Source organism: Methylomonas rhizoryzae, from assembly GCF_008632455.1.
Lineage (GTDB): Bacteria > Pseudomonadota > Gammaproteobacteria > Methylococcales > Methylomonadaceae > Methylomonas > Methylomonas rhizoryzae.
This window is the reverse complement of sequence record NZ_CP043929.1, coordinates 1-17,862: the sequence shown is the minus strand read 5'-3', so window position 1 is coordinate 17,862 and position 17,862 is coordinate 1. Positions and strand designations below refer to the sequence as shown.

Here is a 17,862-nt window from a genome sequence, read left to right as displayed (position 1 = left end):
TCTGAGGCATAGTTTAACCTTGTCGCCTTTCCGGTAAAAACCAGACCTTCATTTTGTTTATGTTCTGGTATCCGACGGCTGCAAAGGGTCGGGACAAGACGATCATGCCTTGCTTACCAAACGGTGAATTTTCCGAGCACTGAAATCCAACCAAACCAAACTGGACTTAACATTACATTACATCCCAGTGGCTTTCATTCCAACCTCAGAATGCAAATAGCCGATTAATTTAGCTTTGACGAATGCCCGTTTTCAAATCGGCCCTTGAGCGCTTGGCTCTATCCGGCAAAGCGATTGAAAACATAGCCAGTCCACAGGGCAATCGCGCTTGACCTTTGCGAATCAATCGCAACACTCAATCATTTGCCCAACGCAAATCTCTCAGCGTAAGGCAATGACGAAAATATCCCGCAGACGATGTTTGTTTTCGGCGTGCGATGCGCCGGTCGGTGCGGGTAGCAAAATGATGGAAATTGGCGGTACTTGGCATGCTCATCTTCGCTATCAAATAGATAGACCGTTTACCGCATTCAAAGTGCGATTGCCCTACCATCCGACGGCGCGGCCATGTAAGCCGGGCGGTTTTATGCAATAATTCCGCCTCGTTTTTTGCCTACACCTAATCATGTCTACTCGAAGAATCCTGGTCACGAGTGCGCTGCCGTATGCAAACGGCCCTATCCACTTAGGCCATCTGGTCGAATACATCCAGACCGATATTTGGGTGCGTTTTCAAAAGATGCGCGGCCACCAATGCCATTATGTGTGTGCCGACGATACCCACGGTACGCCCATCATGTTGCGCGCCGACCGAGAGGGGATTACGCCCGAACAATTGATCGCCCAAGTAGAGACTCAGCACAAAGCCGATTTCGCCGAGTTCGGGGTGGCTTTCGATCATTACCACAGCACGCATTCCCCGGAGAACAAGCTGTTGTCCGAGTTGATTTACACCCGTTTGCGCGAGGCCGGGCACATCAACAGCCGCAGCATCACCCAGGCCTACGACCCGGTCAAAAATATGTTCCTGCCGGATCGCTTCATCAAAGGCGAGTGCCCCAAGTGCGGTGCGCCCGACCAGTACGGCGACAACTGCGAAGCCTGCGGCGCCACCTACTCGCCTATGGAATTGAAAAACGCGGTTTCGGCGATTTCCGGCGAAAAGCCGGTCGAAAAGGAATCGCTACATTATTTTTTCAATTTGGCTGATTTCAGCGCGTTTTTGCACGATTGGACCACGGCCGGGCATTTACAGCCGGAAGTGGCCAACAAGATGGCGGAATGGCTGGGCAACGGCTTGCAAGAATGGGATATTTCCCGCGACGCACCGTATTTCGGCTTTGAAATCCCGCAGGCGCCGGGCAAATATTTCTACGTCTGGTTGGACGCGCCCATCGGCTACATGGCCAGTTTTCAAGCCCTGTGCGACAAACAAGGCCTGGATTTCGACGCCTATTGGGGCGAAAACAGCACTGTCGAGCTGTACCATTTCATCGGCAAGGACATCATCTATTTTCACTCGTTGTTTTGGCCGGCCATGTTGCACGGTTCGGGCTTTCGCACCCCAAGCGCGGTTTTTGCCCATGGGTTTTTGACCGTCAACGGCGAGAAGATGTCCAAGTCGCGCGGGACTTTTATCAAGGCTCGCACCTATCTGGAGCATCTGAATCCGGAATATTTGCGTTATTACTTCGCGGCCAAATTGGCAGGCGGGGTGGAAGACATCGATCTGAACTTCGAGGACTTCAGCCAACGCGTCAATTCCGATCTGGTCGGCAAAGTCGTCAACATTGGCAGTCGTTGCAGCGGCTTCATCGCCAAGCGATTCGACAACCTATTGGCGGCAGAATGCAGCGAGCCTGAGTTGTTTCAGTTTTTTATCGATGCGGAAAGCGGGATTGCCGAGTTGTATGAAAAGCGCGAGTTCGGCAAGGCGATGCGGGAAATCATGGCGCTCGCGGATAAGGCCAACCAATACATAGACGAGAAGAAACCCTGGCTGATCGCCAAGGAAGACGGCCGGGATACGGAGTTGCATCAGGTTTGCAGCATGGGCTTGAATTTGTTCCGGATTTTGGTTGCCTATCTGCGTCCGGTCATTCCTTCGTTGGCGGCTAATGCAGAGGCGTTCTTGGCCATACCGGTTCAACCTTGGCCGGCCAAAGCCCAGCCTTTGCTGAATCAGCGCATCAACGCGTTTACCCCGTTGATGACCCGGGTCGATGCGGACAAGATAGCCGCTATCGTCGAGGCTTCCAAGGAAAGTTTGGAAAAATCGCCCAAGCCTAAAGAAAAAACCTGCGAGCCGATTGCAGACACTGTCGACATAGAAGATTTCGTTAAAATCGATCTGCGGGTGGCCCGCATTGTTAAAGCCCAACCGGTGGACGGCGCGGAAAAGTTGCTGCAACTGACCGTCGATGTCGGCGACGAAACCCGTACCATCTTCGCCGGAATCAAATCCGCGTATTCCCCGGAACAATTGGAAGGCCGGTTGACCGTAGTGGTCGCCAATCTGAAGCCTCGCAAAATGCGCTTCGGCACCTCGGAAGGGATGGTGTTGGCGGCCGGTCCCGGCGGCAACGATATTTGGGTACTGTCGCCGGATGCCGGCGCCCAACCCGGCATGAGGATCAAATAGCCGGATGTCCGACGAGTTGGTGGACCGCATCGATGCGCTGTTGCCGCAAACCCAATGCGGTCAGTGCGGCTATAAAGGCTGTTTGCCTTATGCCCAAGCGCTGGCTAAGGACGAGGCGGACATTAACCGCTGTCCACCGGGCGGAGATGCCGGGATCCGCCGGTTGGCGCAGTTATTGGGTAGGGCTTACCTGCCTTTGGATCCGGCATGCGGCGAGGAAAAGCCAAGGCAAGTGGCGGTCATTGTCGAAGCGGATTGCATAGGCTGCACAAAATGCTTACCGCCTTGTCCGGTGGATGCCATCGTTGGCGCGGCCAAGCACATGCACAGCGTGATTGCCGGGCATTGCACGGGGTGCGGGCTGTGCGTGGCGCCTTGTCCGGTCGATTGCATTCGCATGGAAGACGTCGCGGACCCTATTTGGGACGCCACCGCGGCGGACAAGGCTCGTTCGCGTTATCAAGCCCGCAATCGGCGTTTGCAGCAGCAAGAATTGGCAAAAGCGGAACGTTTGGCGCGGCAAAAACAGTTGCTGGCCAAGTTAAAGCAAAACTGAATTTTTCAGCACAAGCTGTGCTCGGCACCTTCTCGGGCTAAATACAGCTGTAAGCCGACAGTATCGGAATCGTTTGTTAAGCCGGCGAAGATGCTTTCCAACTCGTCGTCGCTGCGGTTCGGTTCGTGGTGGGTCAAAAACAGTTTCTTGATCTTGGCCAGCCTGGCGACGCGTAGCGAGCTCGCGTAGGTGCCGTGCCCCCAGCCTTGTTTGCTCGAATATTCGGCGTCGGTATAGGACGAATCGATGATCAGGCCATCCACGCCGCTCATCGCTTTAATCGCTTCCTGCCGTTCCTGCTCGACGACTCGTTGAAAATCGGCGTACTCGACAGTTTCGGGCGGGTACGGGTTGTATGGCACTTCGTAATCGCCGGTAAAAAATAGACTGGAGCCGTCGTCGTCGTCTATCCGGTAGCCGAAATTGAGGACCGGGTGGTTGAGTATGGTCGGGACGATGCGCAGGCTGCCTATGCGCAGCTCTGCGCCGGCAGTTAGATTTCGATAGTGCAACCGGCATTTCAACTGGCTCTCGCTGATCGGAAAATAACTGTTTTGCAATTGCACGCTCAGCGACCGCTCTATGCCGCAGCCGGTCAGCGGGTCTTGGCCGCCGTAGATGCGGATTTCGTTTTGCGCGGTAAATAAGGGATAAAAAAACGGCAGGCCTTGTATGTGATCCCAATGGGTGTGGGTGATCAGAATGTGGACCGGGCGGTTGAGCTGTTTCGGTAACTGTTTGGCCAGGGCATGGATACCGGTACCGGCGTCCAGAATGACCAGGTCGCCGCTGGAAGGCAGCACTTGTATGCAGGTGGTATTGCCGCCGTAGCGTACGGTTTGAGGCCCGGGGGTTGGAATGGAGCCTCTAACGCCCCAGAATTTCAGCTTCATTCGATCTCTAGCGGCATTTCAGGCGCCGGTTTAATGGGCTTGATCCCAGTTGACGCCGCTGCCGACTTCCACCAGCAACGGAATGGCCAATTCGGCGGCACCGGTCATCAAACTGCGGATTTTTTCGCGATAGGCGGCCAGGTCCGCAGTGGCGACTTCGAAAACCAATTCGTCGTGTACTTGCATAATCATCTTAACGTCGGCGTTGCTGTCGGTTATCCATCGGTCGCAGGCTATCATGGCGCGTTTGATGATGTCTGCGGCGCTACCCTGCATGGGCGCATTGATGGCGGTGCGTTCGGCGTATTGGCGTAAAGCCTGGTTTTTGGCATTGATGTCGGGTAGATACAGGCGTCGGCCGAATAGGGTTTCCACGTAACCTTGCCGCTTGGCTTGCTCCCGAATGTCCTCCATGTATTGCCTTACGCCGGGGTAACGGTTGAAGTATAGATCAATGTAGGCTTGCGCTTGGTTGCGCGGCAAGCCTAGTTGTTGAGCCAAGCCGAAGGCGGACATGCCGTAGATCAAACCGAAGTTGATCGCTTTGGCGGAGCGGCGCAGATCGTGAGTGACGCTGTCCGGCGCCACTTCAAATACTTCGGCGGCGGTGGCGCGATGGATGTCTTCGCCTTTGGAAAACGCATTGAGCAATCCGGCGTCGCCGGACAAATGTGCCATGATGCGCAACTCGATTTGCGAATAGTCGGCGGCGACAATGGTGTAACCGGGTGGGGCGATAAAGGCTTGGCGGATTTTTCGCCCCTCTTCGCTGCGAATCGGGATGTTCTGTAAATTGGGTTCGGTCGACGACAAACGTCCGGTGGCGGCCACGGCCTGTTGGTAAGACGTATGCACACGTCCGGTTTTCGGGTTGATCTGCTGCGGTAATTTGTCGGTATACGTGGATTTCAGCTTGCTCATGCCGCGGTGTTCCAAAATCAGGCGCGGCAATGGGTAATCTTGTGCCAGCTCCTGCAACACCGATTCGTCGGTGGACGGTTGCCCTTTAGGGGTTTTTTTCAGTACCGGTAATTTCAAACGGTCGTACAGAATGTCTTGAATTTGCTTGGGCGAACCCAAGTTGAATGCGTGCCCGGCGACGTCGTGTGCTTGCTGTTCTATGCCCAGTATGCGGTTGGCTAATTCCAGGCTTTGTTGCGCCAGCATGTCGCTGTCGATTAACACGCCGTTTTGTTCGATTGTGACCAACACCGGCAGTAGCGGCATCTCGATATCGCTATACAAAGACCAAAGGCCGGGCTGCTGTTGCAATTGCGCCGATAGGGTTTGGTGCAGGCGCAGCGTAATGTCCGCATCCTCGGCCGCATAGTCGGCGGCGGGTTCCAGCGCGACTTCGCTGAAGCCGATTTGTTTGGCGCCTTTGCCGCAAATGTCTTCGTAGTGAATGGTGTCCACGCCCAAGTAATGCTTGGCCAAGTCGTCCATGTTGTGCCGGGTGGCGGTACTGTTGAGCACGTACGACTGCAGCATAGTGTCGTGGCGCATGCCGCGCAGGGTGATGCCGTGGTTGTGCAGTACGTGGGCGTCGTATTTTAGGTTTTGCCCGACTTTGGCGCGCCGCGGGTCTTCCAGCAGCGGCCGTAGTGCGTTCAATGCGGCGTGGCGGTCTAATTGCTGCGGAGCGTCCGGATAAGCGTGTGCCAACGGCAGGTATGCCGCCTGTCCGGCTTCGACTGCAAAGGAAACGCCGACGATCTCGGCATCGCTATAGTTCAGGCTGGTGGTTTCGGTGTCGAAGGCAAACAGCTCGGCCTGTTTGAGTTTATCCAGCCACGCGGCGAAATCCGCCTCGGACAGTATCAATTGATAGTCTTTGGCGATTACGGCCGGCACGGGCGTCGATACCGTAGAGGTCGGTTCGACCAAGCTCCCGGCTGCGGCATCGTCACCGTTCAGGGTTTTAAGCCAGCTGCTGAAGCCCAATTGGCCGAGTTGTTGTTTTAGGGCAGCAAGGTCCGGTTGTTTGCGCTTCAAGTCTTCAATGCCGTAATGCAGGGCGACGTCGCAGCGAATGGTGGTCAGTTGGCGCGACAAAGGCAGTTGCGGCAGGCTGGCGCGTAGGTTTTCGCCGATCTTGCCTTTGATGTCGGCCGCGCCGGCCATCAAACTATCCAGATCGCCGTATTCCTGCAGCCACTTGGCGGCGGTTTTGGGGCCGACCTTGGGTACGCCGGGGATGTTGTCGACCGTATCGCCCATCAGCGCCAGATAGTCGACGATTTGTTCCGGCTTGACCCCGAATTTTTCCTGTACCCCGGCAATATCCATCACTGTGCCGGTCATCGAGTTTTCCAGGGTGATTTGTTCGTTCACCAGCTGAGCCATATCTTTGTCGCCGGTGGAGATGATGACGCTAAAGCCATGCGCGGCAGCGGTTTGCGCCAGACTGCCGAGCACGTCGTCGGCCTCGACCCCGGGTTCCATGATCAACGGCAAACCCAAAGAGCGGATCAACTCGTGCAAGGGTTGGATCTGTACCCGTAATTCGTCCGGCATGGGTGGCCGGTTGGCCTTGTATTGCTGGTACAAATCGTGGCGGAAGGTTTTGCCGGGCGCATCGAATACCACGGCAAAATAAGGCGTCGCATAATCGTTGATCAGCTTGCGCAGCATATTCGAAACGCCGTAAATGGCGTTGGTGGGTTGGCCTTGGGCGTTGGTTAAGGGCGGCACCGCGTGAAAGGCGCGAAATAAAAACGACGAGCCGTCGACTAGGATCAGTTTGTTTTCCGACATTGGCGCAACAGATTGATGAATGACTGCCGAAACAATAGCGCCTGCGGCGCCGCTTGTCGACGGCTGTATATTTTTCGCGACTGCCAGGCGGGCTGAACTGAATGAATCTATAACCGGCAATATAGGATAATGTCCGCCTCACACACGTAGCGCGCAGCCCATGAGCAAGGCTAAGCGCTGTAACGTTTTCTTTTTTTGCCACGATACGTCATTGATGAACGCGCAGAAACGACTCGCTATTTTCGACCGTTTAGCTATCGCTACCCCTGAACCGACCACAGAGCTGAATTTCAGTAGTCCATTCGAGTTGTTGGTGGCGGTGGTGCTCTCCGCGCAAGCGACCGACAAAGGCGTCAACAAGGCCACGGCAAAATTGTTTCCGGTGGCTAATACGCCGCAAGCCATCTTGGCGTTGGGCGAAGCGGGTTTGAAGGAGTACGTTAAAACCATAGGCCTGTTCAACAGCAAAGCCGCCAATATCATCAAATTGTGCGAAAGCTTGATAAGTAAACACGGCGGTGAAGTGCCGCGATCCCGTGAAGATTTGGAGGCCTTGGCCGGCGTCGGCCGCAAGACGGCGAACGTCGTTTTAAACACCGCGTTCGGTTTGCCTACCATAGCGGTCGATACCCATATTTTTCGGGTGTCGAATCGCACCGGCTTGGCACCCGGCAAAAACGTTCTGGAAGTCGAGAAAAAATTGGAGAAAAGCGTGCCGCGCCTACATAAAAAAGACGCGCACCATTTGTTGATTTTGCACGGGCGCTATGTGTGCATAGCCCGAAAACCCCGCTGTCAAACTTGCTGTATTGCCGATTTATGCGAGTTTAAAGAAAAAACCACATAGAGCGTTTACAATGAAACAGGACTGAACTTAAGGAGTGCGAGTCGGTCGCATGGGCTCGGCTCTATGGGCTGCAGCTGATAACAACAATCCGAACATCTTAAGAGAGAGCGTCATGAAAAAATTTAGCAAAACTCCTTTGACATTGGCGATGGGTACCGCCGTTTTATCCGGCTTTGCGGCCGGCGTGCAAGCCGAATCCAATCCATTTGCGTTAAGCGAATTGTCCAACGGTTACATGGTTGCCGAAGTATCCAATAAAACCGCTCACGGCGCCTGCGGCGGCAACGTCGCTGACGAAAACGGCCGCAAAATCAGTAACAGTAAAAAAGCCGACGGCTCCTGCGGTGAAAATAAGTGCGGCGCCATGATGAAAGGCGGCGAAATGAAAAAAGGCATGGAAGGCCAATGCGGTGAAATGATGAAGGGTAAAGAGGGATCTTGCGGCATGAGCGCTAAAAAAGCCGAGTCCAAAAAAGCCGACGGCTCCTGCGGTGAAGGCATGTGCGGGGCGATGATGGAAGGCGGCAAAATGAAAAAAGGCATGGAAGGCATGTGCGGTGAAATGATGAAAGGCAAAGAAGGCGCATGCGGCATGATGGGGGGTATGTCCGGCGATGCGGATAAGTCCGCGCAAGGTTCTTGCGGGGCCATGATGAAGGGTGGGGAAGGCTCTTGCGGCGCCATGATGAAAGGCGGCGAAGGTTCGTGCGGTGCCGCGATGAAAAAGGAAGACGCTGAAAAAGCCGGCGAATAGGCTAGGGTGTGACCAATTATCGGTCTGCCGGCGCTTGCCGGGCGGGTTTAGGCCTTAGACGGGCGTTTTTGCCCGAGGTTTTGGCCAACCCGCCCAGCCAAGTGGATTTTTACGAGGTGGCGCCGGAAAACTGGATGACGATAGGCGGCAAGTTAGGCAAACAATTTAGGGCCGTGACGGAGCGCCATGAAGTTGTTTGCCACGGCTTGTCGCTGTCTATCGGCAGCTGCGATCCGCTGGACGAAGCATTCGTGTATCAGCTGAAAGCCTTCATGGCCGAACACGGTATCCGCTTTTACAGCGAGCATTTGAGTTATTGCAGTCATAAAGGGCATTTATACGATTTGATGCCGATACCGTTCACCGAAGAGGCCGTAACCCACGTTGCGGCGCGGATCAGGCGGGTGCAGGACATTTTGGAGCATAAAATCGCGATGGAAAACGTCTCGTATTATGCGACGCCGGGGCAGGAGATGTCGGAAATCGATTTTTTCAACGCGGTGGTCGCCGAGGCGGACTGCAACGTCCTGATCGACATCAACAATATTTACGTCAATAGCGTCAATCACGCTTACGATGCGCTTGCATATTTACGAGCGATTCCTGGGGAGCGCATAGCCTATGCGCATGTCGCCGGGCATTACGTCGAGGCCGAAGATTTTTTGGTGGACACCCACGGGGCACCGGTCATCGATCCGGTATGGCGCATGCTGGAAATCGCCTATCAGGAATTCGGGGTGTTTCCGACCTTGTTGGAGCGCGATTTCAATTTGCCGCCGTTAAGCGAGTTGTTGCAGGAGGTCGATACGATACGGTCGCTGCAACGGCAGGCGGAGCCGGCTGACTTGATTTTTGCATGACTGCCGTCGATTTCAGGGCCGAGCAAGCCCGTTTTGCCGCCTACATCCGCGATCCGGAGCAAATCGACCCGCCTGCCGGCGTGCATCCCGTGCGCATGGCGATGTACCGGGAGTTGTTTTTTAACAACATCAACAGCTTTTTGTGCAGTAATTTCCCGGTAATGAAATCGATTTTGCCTGATGCCGATTGGTTGGCGTTGGCCCGGGATTTCTTTTTGCAGCATCGGTGCAAGACGCCGCATTTTTCCGAAATTGCCGAAGAGTTTTTGGATTATTTGCAAAACGAAAGGCGCAATGCCGCGGATTTGCCTTTCTTGCTGGAATTGGCCCACTACGAATGGGTGGAAATGGCGTTGGCGATTGCGAGGGACCAGCCCGAATTCGGAGGCGAGGCGTTTGCGGAGTACATACACGACCGCGCATTGCAATTGTCTCCGCTGGCTTGGCCGTTAGTCTACCGTTTTCCGGTGCAGCGGATAGGTCCCGGGTTTGTGCCCGAGCAAGCGCCCGAACAAGCCACCTATTTGATCGTCAATCGCGACAGCAACGATGAAGTCAGGTTTATGCAAACCAATGCGATGACCTATTTGTTGCTACAAACTATAGAACAACAGCCGAATCGGCCGGGCGCTTATTATTTGGACAGTTTGGCGGCCCGGACGGCCGGGCAAGCGGCAGGGGAAGCAACGCGCCGGTTCGGTTTGGATACCTTGCAAGAACTGGCGCGCAAGGATATTGTTATTCCGGCTGTTGACGTTTAAAGCTATGCACCCACACCAAGCCGTTCTCGTTCCATTCCATATTGGCGTGCATTTTTAAAATCAAATCCTTATAAACAGCCATGTTCGGGTAGCCTTCGGCTTGCGCGTCGGCATCCGTCATATCGCCGATACGCTGACGCTCGACCGCCGTGACGATGAAATCGATGCCTTCCAATTGAAAATGCTCACCCGGATAAGCATATAAACCGTCGCGACGTTGCTGAGTTTTTTGGCCGCTCAAAGCAGCGGCTACCAGCTTGGGATGACGAATCAAACGGTCAATTTCGCAGGTTTTTTCGGGGTATTCACTCATCGGCAGGTCCTATCGGTGCATAGAAAAAGGCGCATTATTATGCAAAGCGGGAAAAATAGCAGGGGCTTGCCGAATTTTAGTGATGCGCAAAGCGCCGGCAGTCCGCTCAATTACTGGCGACAGTAGGGAAGCGGGCGCGGAATTTGCTGTTGCCTTTGTCGAATTTGTTTTGCTGTACCCGCACTAAGGCCAGCTTTGCCTCGTTCTGCAATTGGCTGTCGGCGAACTTTTGTTGACGGCGGACCGGCGCATTGATTGCTTTCATAAAAAACGCTTCGGCTTCTTCGATTCTATCGTGGCGCAGTAAATAATCGGCGTAAAAGTAGTTGGCGTCGATGCCGTTAGGGTTGATGCCGAGACTGGTTTTCAGCAATTGTTCGGCAGTATCGTCGTCGCCGAACGAAACCGGCCAGCCCGGCAACATGTAATACAGCGTGCCCAGCGTCACGTAAGCGGCTCCGTCCAATGCCTTGGGATTGATTTCAATCGCTTCCTCCAGCAACTGCTTGGCTTGTGCAAGCGTTGTCAATGCGGTTAGCGGCGATTCCAAAGCGGCATTGGTGGCCATGATGGTAGCCAGCCAAATCTTAGGTTCGGCAGCATTGGGAAAGCGACGTTCCAATTCGGCCGCCTTCGTTTGCAGCTGAGGGTAGGTTTGCTTTTGTACGGCTTCGTCCGGCTGGTAATAGACGGACGCCCAGGCGCTTTCCAAGTTGTCTATGGATGCGCCAAGCTCCGACGCGTAAAGCGGACGGCATAAAAGTAACAAAAAAACAACAATAGTCGCTATATTCATACAGAAAATATAGAGCATTGTTGTAAGAAATTCAACGCCTCATTTAACTGTTTGTTATTTATTCCAATTTTTGAATGGATTTTTGCATAAGGCGTTGTTGTAGTAGCGCAAATCGCTGGTTACTTCGGCACCGATCCAGGCGGGTTTTTCGAAGTTTTCGCCAATTTGCAACAATTCTATCTCCGCTACGACTAGGCCTGCGTTTTCCCCCAGGAATTCGTCGATTTCCCAGGTGTGTCCGCTGTTTTGGACAAAATGCCGGATTTTTTCGATCAAGGGCTTATGGCACAGATCGGCTAAAATGGTTTGCGCGTCGGCTAGCGGAATTTCATATTCGAACTCTTGCCGGTGGGTGCCTATTACGGCGCTTTTGATGTTCAACCAGGCTTTGGTGTCGGAAATTCTGACCCGGACAGAGCTATGCCGGTCGCTGCTTAAATAACCTTGCTTGTAATAAACCGAGCGTTCAACCCGCTCGCGCCATCCGTCGTTCGCTAATAAAAACTTGTGTTCGATTTCCAAGGCCATTAACAGGCTCCAATTCGATAGTGAAAACAATATCCATTATGGCGTGTTTACCTTAGGCTCACATAAAGTCCGGTAGGTATGAGCGGGCAAGACCATGCAGTGACGCGCGCAGTCGATTCGACTATAATCCCGCCCTGTTCGCGCGTGTATTGTTTGGCGCGACTACTCTAATTAATCCCGTCATTTTATTCCTAAATTATGTTGCAGCTTCATTTGGACAGGTGTGTCGAGGGGCCAAGCCATGGATGTTGAATTGCTTGTCAAGGCCTTAATCTTAGGTATAGTCGAGGGCTTGACCGAATTTTTACCTATTTCCAGTACCGGCCATTTGATCCTAGCCGGCGACTTGCTGGATTTCAACGACGATAAAGCCAAAGTGTTTAGCATCGTCATCCAGGTGGGAGCGATTTTGGCCATTTGCTGGGAATATCGGCGCAAAATCGGCAGCGTGCTTTTGGGGCTGCCCAGGGACAGGAAGGCGCAAAGATTCGTGTTGAATTTGGCGATAGCGTTTATGCCGCTGGCGCTGCTTGGCCTGGCGTTCGGTAATCACATCAAAGCGCTGTTGTTTAAACCGGTTCCGGTCGCACTGGCTTTTATCGTGGGTGCGTTTGTCATCATGTGGGCGGAAAGACGCGAACATAAAATCCGCGTTGACGACGTCGATGATTTGAGTATGTCGGATGCCTTGAAACTGGGCATCGCTCAAGCGTTTGCGTTGATACCCGGCACTTCGCGTTCGGGGGCGACGATTATAGGCGGATTGTTGTTCGGCTTGTCGCGCAAGGCCGCCACCGAGTTTTCGTTTTTCTTGGCGATACCCACCCTGGTGACCGCCAGTTTGTACGATTTGTATAAACATCGAGAGTTATTGGGCGGCGATAACGATATCGCATCTTTCGGCGTCGGACTCGGCGCGGCGTTCATCAGCGCTTTGATCGCCGTCAAAGGCTTGTTGCGTTACATCAGCCGCCATGACTTCATCATATTTGCTTGGTACAGGATACTGTTCGGCGCCGTCGTGATTGCTACCGCCTATAGCGGCTTGGTGCAATGGACGGTAGATTGATTCGGTCTTAAAGTCCGGTTTCATGGTCGATAGATTTGAATTTCGCATAATTTATTAAGGTATTTCATGGCTTTGCCTCTGTTAATGATCGTGTTCGGCTTGATTGTGTTGGTTTGGAGCGCCGATTTGTTCGTCGAAGGGGCGGCGGCTATTGCCAAGCACTTAGGCCTGTCGCCCTTGTTGATCGGCATCGTGATCATCGGCTTCGGTACCTCGGCCCCGGAGTTGTCGGTATCCGCTCTGGCCGCGTTGCAAGGCAATCCCGGCATCGCACTCGGCAACGGCTATGGTTCCAACATCACCAATATTGCCTTGATACTGGGTTTGACCGCCCTCATCAGCCCGATTACGGTCAAATCCGGATTGATTAAAAAAGAGTTGCCGATATTGTTTCTGGCTACCTTATTGGTCTACCTGAATCTTGCCGACGGCGAATTGTCGCGTAACGATGCCATTGTGGAATTGCTGGCGTTTGTCGGCGCCATGCTCTGGCTGGCTAAATCCGATAAACAAGAGGATAGGCCGGACAGTATAGAGCACGATATCGAGGCCGAACTGGAAGAACATGCCATGTCGGAATTTCAAGCCTGGATCTGGCTGATTGCCGGCATCGTGTTGTTGATGCTGAGCTCCAGGGCTTTGGTTTGGGGTGCGGTATCCATCGCTCAAGATTTGGGCGTCAGCGATTTGATCATCGGCTTGACCATAGTTGCGGTAGGCACTTCCCTGCCTGAATTAGCGTCGTCCATAGCGGCCGCCCGCAAAGGCGAACACGACTTGGTGGTGGGGAACATCATAGGCTCCAATCTATTCAACACGCTGGCGGTGGTCGGTTTGGCGGGCTACATTCAGCCCATGCCCATCCCGCATGAGGTATTGGCCCGGGATTGGCCGGTGATGGCGGCGTTGACTGCCGCGTTATTCGTCATGGGTTACGGCAGTAACGGCAAAGGTTGTATCAATCGCCCGGAAGGCGGGGTTCTGCTAACGGTTTATACCGCGTACACGTTGTATCTAATTAACACTGCGCTTTAAATTTCATTTGCATGTTAATCGAAACCCATTTGCGTAACTGGGTGTTTCGCTGGAGCAATTGGCTGCTGTATCGGCCGTGCTTTTCGCTGGCGATTGCCTTTTTTTTCGCTTACTTGGCCATCGGCTATGTCGGCAATAATCTCAGCATCAATACCGATACTGCGGAATTAGTTGCGCCGGATGCGCCGTTTCAGCAAAACCGGCGTAAATTCGAACAAGCGTTCGGACAGGACATTCATACCGTTCTGATATTGCTCGACTCTTCCAGTCCCGAGCTTACCAAGGCCGCCGCTCAGCGTTTGGCTAGAGAATTGCGTGCCGACACCGAGCATTTCAGCAATGTCTACAGGCCGGATGAAAGTGCTTTTTTTCAGCGTAACGGTTTGTTATACCTGGATACCGATAAATTACAGGATTTTTCGGTCACTTTGGCGCAAGCGCAGCCCTTCATCGGCCGAATTTCCCAAGATCCCAGCCTAAACGGATTTTTTTCGATTTTCATAGACGCGCTGCAAGGCAAGCAGGGTAGCGGCGAAGTACCCATCGACTTGATGTCTTTGATCGGCAAGGTTGCCGCGTCTTTACATAAAACCTTGAACGGCGAAACCGACTTGCTGTCGTGGCAGAATTTGATTGCCGAAAATCGCATCAGCGAAGCGCAATCGGACAAGGCTTTTATATTCGTGCAACCGAAATTCGACTTCAGCCGCATTTTGCCGGCCGAGCAAGCTATTGAAGCGATTAGGGCCGCGGGGGCCAAGATTCAAGATCCGAATTTGCCTGCGGTCAGGGTAAGGATTACCGGCGAGGTCGGCTTGGAGCACGACGAAATGGCCGGCATGAGCAAGGGCACGTTTACCGCGAGCGTGTTTTCCATCGTATTGGTATGCGGTATTTTGCTGATTGCTTACCGTTCCTGGTGCCTTACCTTGGCGACCTTGTTCGTATTGAGCTTGGGCATGGTGTTTTGCGGTTTGTTCGCAGCGGCGGCTGTCAAGCAGCTGAACTTGATTTCGGTTGCGTTCGCGGTATCCAACATCGGTTTGGGGGTCGAATACGCTATCCATTTGTGTTTGCGCTACCGCGACAATATCGACGTATTGGTAGGCGATAAGTTAAAAGCGATACGCACCGCCGTGTTGGATACCAGTCCTTCGTTGATTTTGTGCGCGGCGACCACGTCGATCGGCTTATACGCTTTTGTCCCCACCGATTATCAGGGTATTTCCGAGCTAGGTCTGCTGGCCGGTACCAGCTTGTTTATTTGTTTGTTCGTAACGCTCAGCGTGTTGCCGGTGTTGCTGAGGTTGTTGCCGAAGCCGCCGCTCCATCATTTGCTGAAAGGCCAGCATCCCGGCGCGTCGAAATGGTCGCAAGCCTTGGCTCACCTGACTTTGCATTACGCCAAGCCTATCAGTGTAGCCACCGTCTTGCTGGCCTTAGGCGCCGCGGCACTATTGTTCGGGGTTAAAACCGATTTTAATCCGATCAATTTGCGCGATCCGGAAACCGAGTCGGTGCGGGCGTTTAAGGAATTGTTGCAAACTAAAGATACGTCACCCATGACCTTGTCGGTTTTGGCGGCTAACGCTGAAGAAGCACGGACATTGCAGCACCGTTTGGCCAAATTGCCGGTAGTCGATAAAACCTTGAGTTTGTTCGATTTGGTGCCGGACGATCAGCAGGAGAAATTGAATTTAGTCGACGAAATGATGCTGACTTTAGGGGCGCAAAGCCGCTCGTTTCCGCAATTGAAAACCGGGGGCGATCCGAAGCCGGCCATCGTCGGCATGCTGGCCGCCATCGATGCGACGTTGCCCACCCGCACCGATCCGGCGCAGATTCATTGTCTACAAAGCTTTCGCCACGAACTGCAAGACGTGTTGACTGAGCTGGATGCTCGTTTTCCGCCGGATAGGGGAGTATTCGTGGAAAAAATTCAGACATCCTTGCTGGGTACTTTGCCTACCGTGATGAACCAATTGCTGACCGGTTTTCAAGCCGAGGAAATCGATGCCGGCAGTATTCCGGAACCCATCAAGCAGCGCTGGCTGTCGGCCGGCGGCCTGTATCGCATCCAAATCTTTCCGAAACAGGACTTGAACGACTTGGGGCATTTGCAGGAATTCATTACCCAGGTGCAAGCGATAGCGCCTAACGTGACCGATTTGCCGGTGATGTATTGGGAATCGATGAAGTCGGTGCTGGCCGCTTTTCGGCAAGCTATTTTGACCGCCTTGGTTTCGATTGCGCTATTGCTGTTGGTGATCCGCCGTAGCGTGGTGGATACCTTGTTGGTGATGACGCCATTAGTATTAGCCGGCTTGTTTACCATGGCCAGCACCGTGCTGACCGGCACCCCGGTGAATTTTGCCAATATTATTGCTTTGCCCTTGCTGATGGGGTTAGGGGTGGATAACGGCATTCATATGGTGGAGCGTTTGCATCATTCTCTGGCCGAAGATCAGAACATCTACGAATCCAGCACGGCTAGAGGGATGTATTACGGCGCGCTAACCACGATATCCAGTTTTGCCGGCTTGGCGTTTTCCCCGCACCAAGGCATAGCCAGCATGGGTTTGGTGATTACCATAGGCATTTTCTGGATTATGGTATGCACCTTTATCCTGTTACCGGCGTTAAGCAAGTTGGTATTGAAACCGCGGGTTAAAGTTGTGGAACAGGCGTGATTCGCAGCGTCGACCCTGTTGCCAAGTAAGCGGATGGGGCCGGTGTCAGTGCGATAAGGTGCGCAATAGGTTTTTGTAATCCTCGGCGATTTTGATGTCTTCGTTTTTTAATTCCGCGACCCGTTTACAGGCATTGATTACCGTGGTGTGATCGCGGCCGCCGAAGGCTTCGCCGATTTCCGGATAGCTGTGCGAGGTCAATTCCCTGGCCAAACACATCGCTATTTGCCGTGGCCGGGTTAAGGATTGTTTGCGGCTTTTGGCGGATAAATCGGTTACCCGGATTTTGAAATATTCGGCGACGGTTTTTTGAATGTTGTCGATGCTGACCAATTTGTCTTGCAAGCTAATCAAATCGTGCAGCGCTTCTTTGGTGAACTCCACGGTAATCTCGCGGCCGGTAAATTGCGAATTGGCTACCACTCGCCGCAAGGCGCCTTCCAAATCGCGCACGTTGGAGGGAATGCGCTGAGCGATGAAAAACGCCACTTTTTGATCCAGCGCCACGCCGACTTGTTCGGCTTTTTTGATCAAAATCGCGGTGCGGGTTTCCAAGTCCGGCGGCTCAATCGCCACCGGCAAGCCCCAGCTGAAACGCGATTTAAGCCGGTCTTCCAAGCCGTCGATTTCCTTGGGATATTTGTCGCAGGTTAGAACCACCTGGTGCTTTTGGTCTAACAAATTGTTGAAGGTGTGAAAAAACTCCTCTTGCGAACGTTCCTTGCCGGCCAGGAATTGGATATCGTCCATCAACAGCACGTCTATGTTGCGATAGTAATCCTTGAAGTAATTGATGCTGTTTTGTTGTAAAGCTTTCACCATGTCCTGCACGAATTTCTCCGAATGCAGGTACACGATGTTGACGTCGGGATTTTTTTGCAGCACTGCGTTGCCTATCGCGTGCATCAAATGGGTTTTGCCCAAACCGGACGCGCCGTATATGAACAAGGGATTGTAAATTTTGCCGATGCTGTCGGATACCGTGACCGAGGCGGCCCGTGCCAGTTGATTGGATTTGCCTTCCACAAAGCTCTCGAAGGTAAATGCACGGTTCAAAAAGTTCGGTTGATTCTTTTTTTGCGCCGGCGCTTTGTTTATAGCCGGGGTCTTTAGCGCGGGCGCTTTTTTGCTGCCGATTTCGTAATGGACTGCCAAAGTAGCGTTGGAAAACTCGTTGACTGCGTCTTCGATCACCGAAAAAAAATGTTGTTTGATATGGTCGATGATGAAGCGGTTAGGGGCCAACAATTTCAGTTGGCTGCCCGATTCCACCGCCTGCAGCGGGCGTATCCAGGTATTAAAGTCGCCGGACGGAATCTCGTGTTCGAGTTTAGCCAGACAATTATTCCAGATTGCGCTCAT

The 17,862-nt window shown here is 53.2% G+C and carries 15 protein-coding genes; 9 read left to right on the top strand and 6 right to left on the bottom strand.

The features are described from left to right. Positions 1–625: 625 nt before the first annotated feature. Both metG and F1E05_RS00070 read left to right on the top strand, forming a co-directional pair. Positions 626–2,641 (top strand): methionine--tRNA ligase, encoded by a 2,016-nt coding sequence (metG, locus tag F1E05_RS00075; RefSeq protein WP_150045973.1) that lies wholly within the window; start codon positions 626–628, stop codon positions 2,639–2,641. Positions 2,642–2,645: 4 nt separating this feature from the next. Beyond that, positions 2,646–3,197, top strand: coding sequence for an RnfABCDGE type electron transport complex subunit B (locus F1E05_RS00070; RefSeq protein ID WP_150045972.1), 552 nt, complete (start codon positions 2,646–2,648; stop codon positions 3,195–3,197). 5 nt (positions 3,198–3,202) lie between these two features. Here F1E05_RS00070 and F1E05_RS00065 read toward each other — a convergent pair whose 3' ends face one another. Both F1E05_RS00065 and polA read right to left on the bottom strand, forming a co-directional pair. After that, complete coding sequence (locus F1E05_RS00065; RefSeq protein ID WP_150045971.1) at positions 3,203–4,090, bottom strand: MBL fold metallo-hydrolase; 888 nt, start codon at positions 4,088–4,090, stop codon at positions 3,203–3,205. 30 nt (positions 4,091–4,120) lie between these two features. Beyond that, a complete protein-coding gene (polA, locus tag F1E05_RS00060; protein WP_150045970.1) occupies positions 4,121–6,847 on the bottom strand; it encodes a DNA polymerase I in 2,727 nt (908 codons plus the stop codon). A gap of 214 nt (positions 6,848–7,061) precedes the next feature. On the opposite strand from polA, the gene nth reads away from it, so the two are divergent. The 4 genes from nth to F1E05_RS00040 all read left to right on the top strand — a co-directional run bounded on the left by nth (position 7,062) and on the right by F1E05_RS00040 (position 10,069). Continuing rightward, positions 7,062–7,694, top strand: coding sequence for an endonuclease III (nth, locus tag F1E05_RS00055; RefSeq protein ID WP_150051699.1), 633 nt, complete (start codon positions 7,062–7,064; stop codon positions 7,692–7,694). Between the two features lie 112 nt (positions 7,695–7,806). Further along, on the top strand, positions 7,807–8,448 hold the full coding sequence (locus F1E05_RS00050; protein ID WP_150045969.1) for a hypothetical protein: 642 nt from the start codon (positions 7,807–7,809) through the stop codon (positions 8,446–8,448). 8 nt (positions 8,449–8,456) lie between these two features. After that, positions 8,457–9,308 carry an HvfB family MNIO-type RiPP peptide maturase gene (locus tag F1E05_RS00045; protein ID WP_150045968.1) on the top strand — a complete coding sequence of 284 codons (852 nt, stop codon included), beginning with the start codon at positions 8,457–8,459 and terminating at the stop codon, positions 9,306–9,308. Next, on the top strand, positions 9,305–10,069 hold the full coding sequence (locus F1E05_RS00040) for an HvfC family RiPP maturation protein (RefSeq protein WP_150045967.1): 765 nt from the start codon (positions 9,305–9,307) through the stop codon (positions 10,067–10,069). Before F1E05_RS00045 ends, F1E05_RS00040 begins: the two co-directional genes overlap by 4 nt. On the opposite strand, the gene F1E05_RS00035 is transcribed toward F1E05_RS00040, so the two are convergent. From F1E05_RS00035 to F1E05_RS00025, 3 genes are all read right to left on the bottom strand, one after another. Beyond that, positions 10,047–10,382 (bottom strand): ASCH domain-containing protein, encoded by a 336-nt coding sequence (locus tag F1E05_RS00035; protein ID WP_150045966.1) that lies wholly within the window; start codon positions 10,380–10,382, stop codon positions 10,047–10,049. The genes F1E05_RS00040 and F1E05_RS00035 overlap by 23 nt on opposite strands. Before the next feature lie 106 nt (positions 10,383–10,488). Beyond that, complete coding sequence (locus F1E05_RS00030) at positions 10,489–11,094, bottom strand: tetratricopeptide repeat protein (RefSeq protein ID WP_232056723.1); 606 nt, start codon at positions 11,092–11,094, stop codon at positions 10,489–10,491. 138 nt (positions 11,095–11,232) lie between these two features. Beyond that, positions 11,233–11,706: a CYTH domain-containing protein gene (locus tag F1E05_RS00025; protein WP_150045964.1), complete on the bottom strand. Its 474-nt coding sequence runs from the start codon at positions 11,704–11,706 to the stop codon at positions 11,233–11,235. A 241-nt stretch (positions 11,707–11,947) separates the two neighbouring features. On the opposite strand from F1E05_RS00025, the gene F1E05_RS00020 reads away from it, so the two are divergent. The 3 genes from F1E05_RS00020 (at position 11,948) to F1E05_RS00010 (ending at position 16,500) form a co-directional block, all read left to right on the top strand. Continuing rightward, on the top strand, positions 11,948–12,775 hold the full coding sequence (locus tag F1E05_RS00020) for an undecaprenyl-diphosphate phosphatase (RefSeq protein ID WP_150045963.1): 828 nt from the start codon (positions 11,948–11,950) through the stop codon (positions 12,773–12,775). 66 nt (positions 12,776–12,841) lie between these two features. Further along, positions 12,842–13,810, top strand: coding sequence for a calcium/sodium antiporter (locus tag F1E05_RS00015; protein WP_150045962.1), 969 nt, complete (start codon positions 12,842–12,844; stop codon positions 13,808–13,810). Positions 13,811–13,821: 11 nt separating this feature from the next. Continuing rightward, entirely contained in the window at positions 13,822–16,500 is a 2,679-nt protein-coding gene (locus F1E05_RS00010) for an MMPL family transporter (protein WP_150045961.1), read from the top strand. 45 nt (positions 16,501–16,545) lie between these two features. On the opposite strand, the gene dnaA is transcribed toward F1E05_RS00010, so the two are convergent. After that, positions 16,546–17,862 carry a chromosomal replication initiator protein DnaA gene (dnaA, locus tag F1E05_RS00005; RefSeq protein ID WP_150045960.1) on the bottom strand — a complete coding sequence of 439 codons (1,317 nt, stop codon included), beginning with the start codon at positions 17,860–17,862 and terminating at the stop codon, positions 16,546–16,548.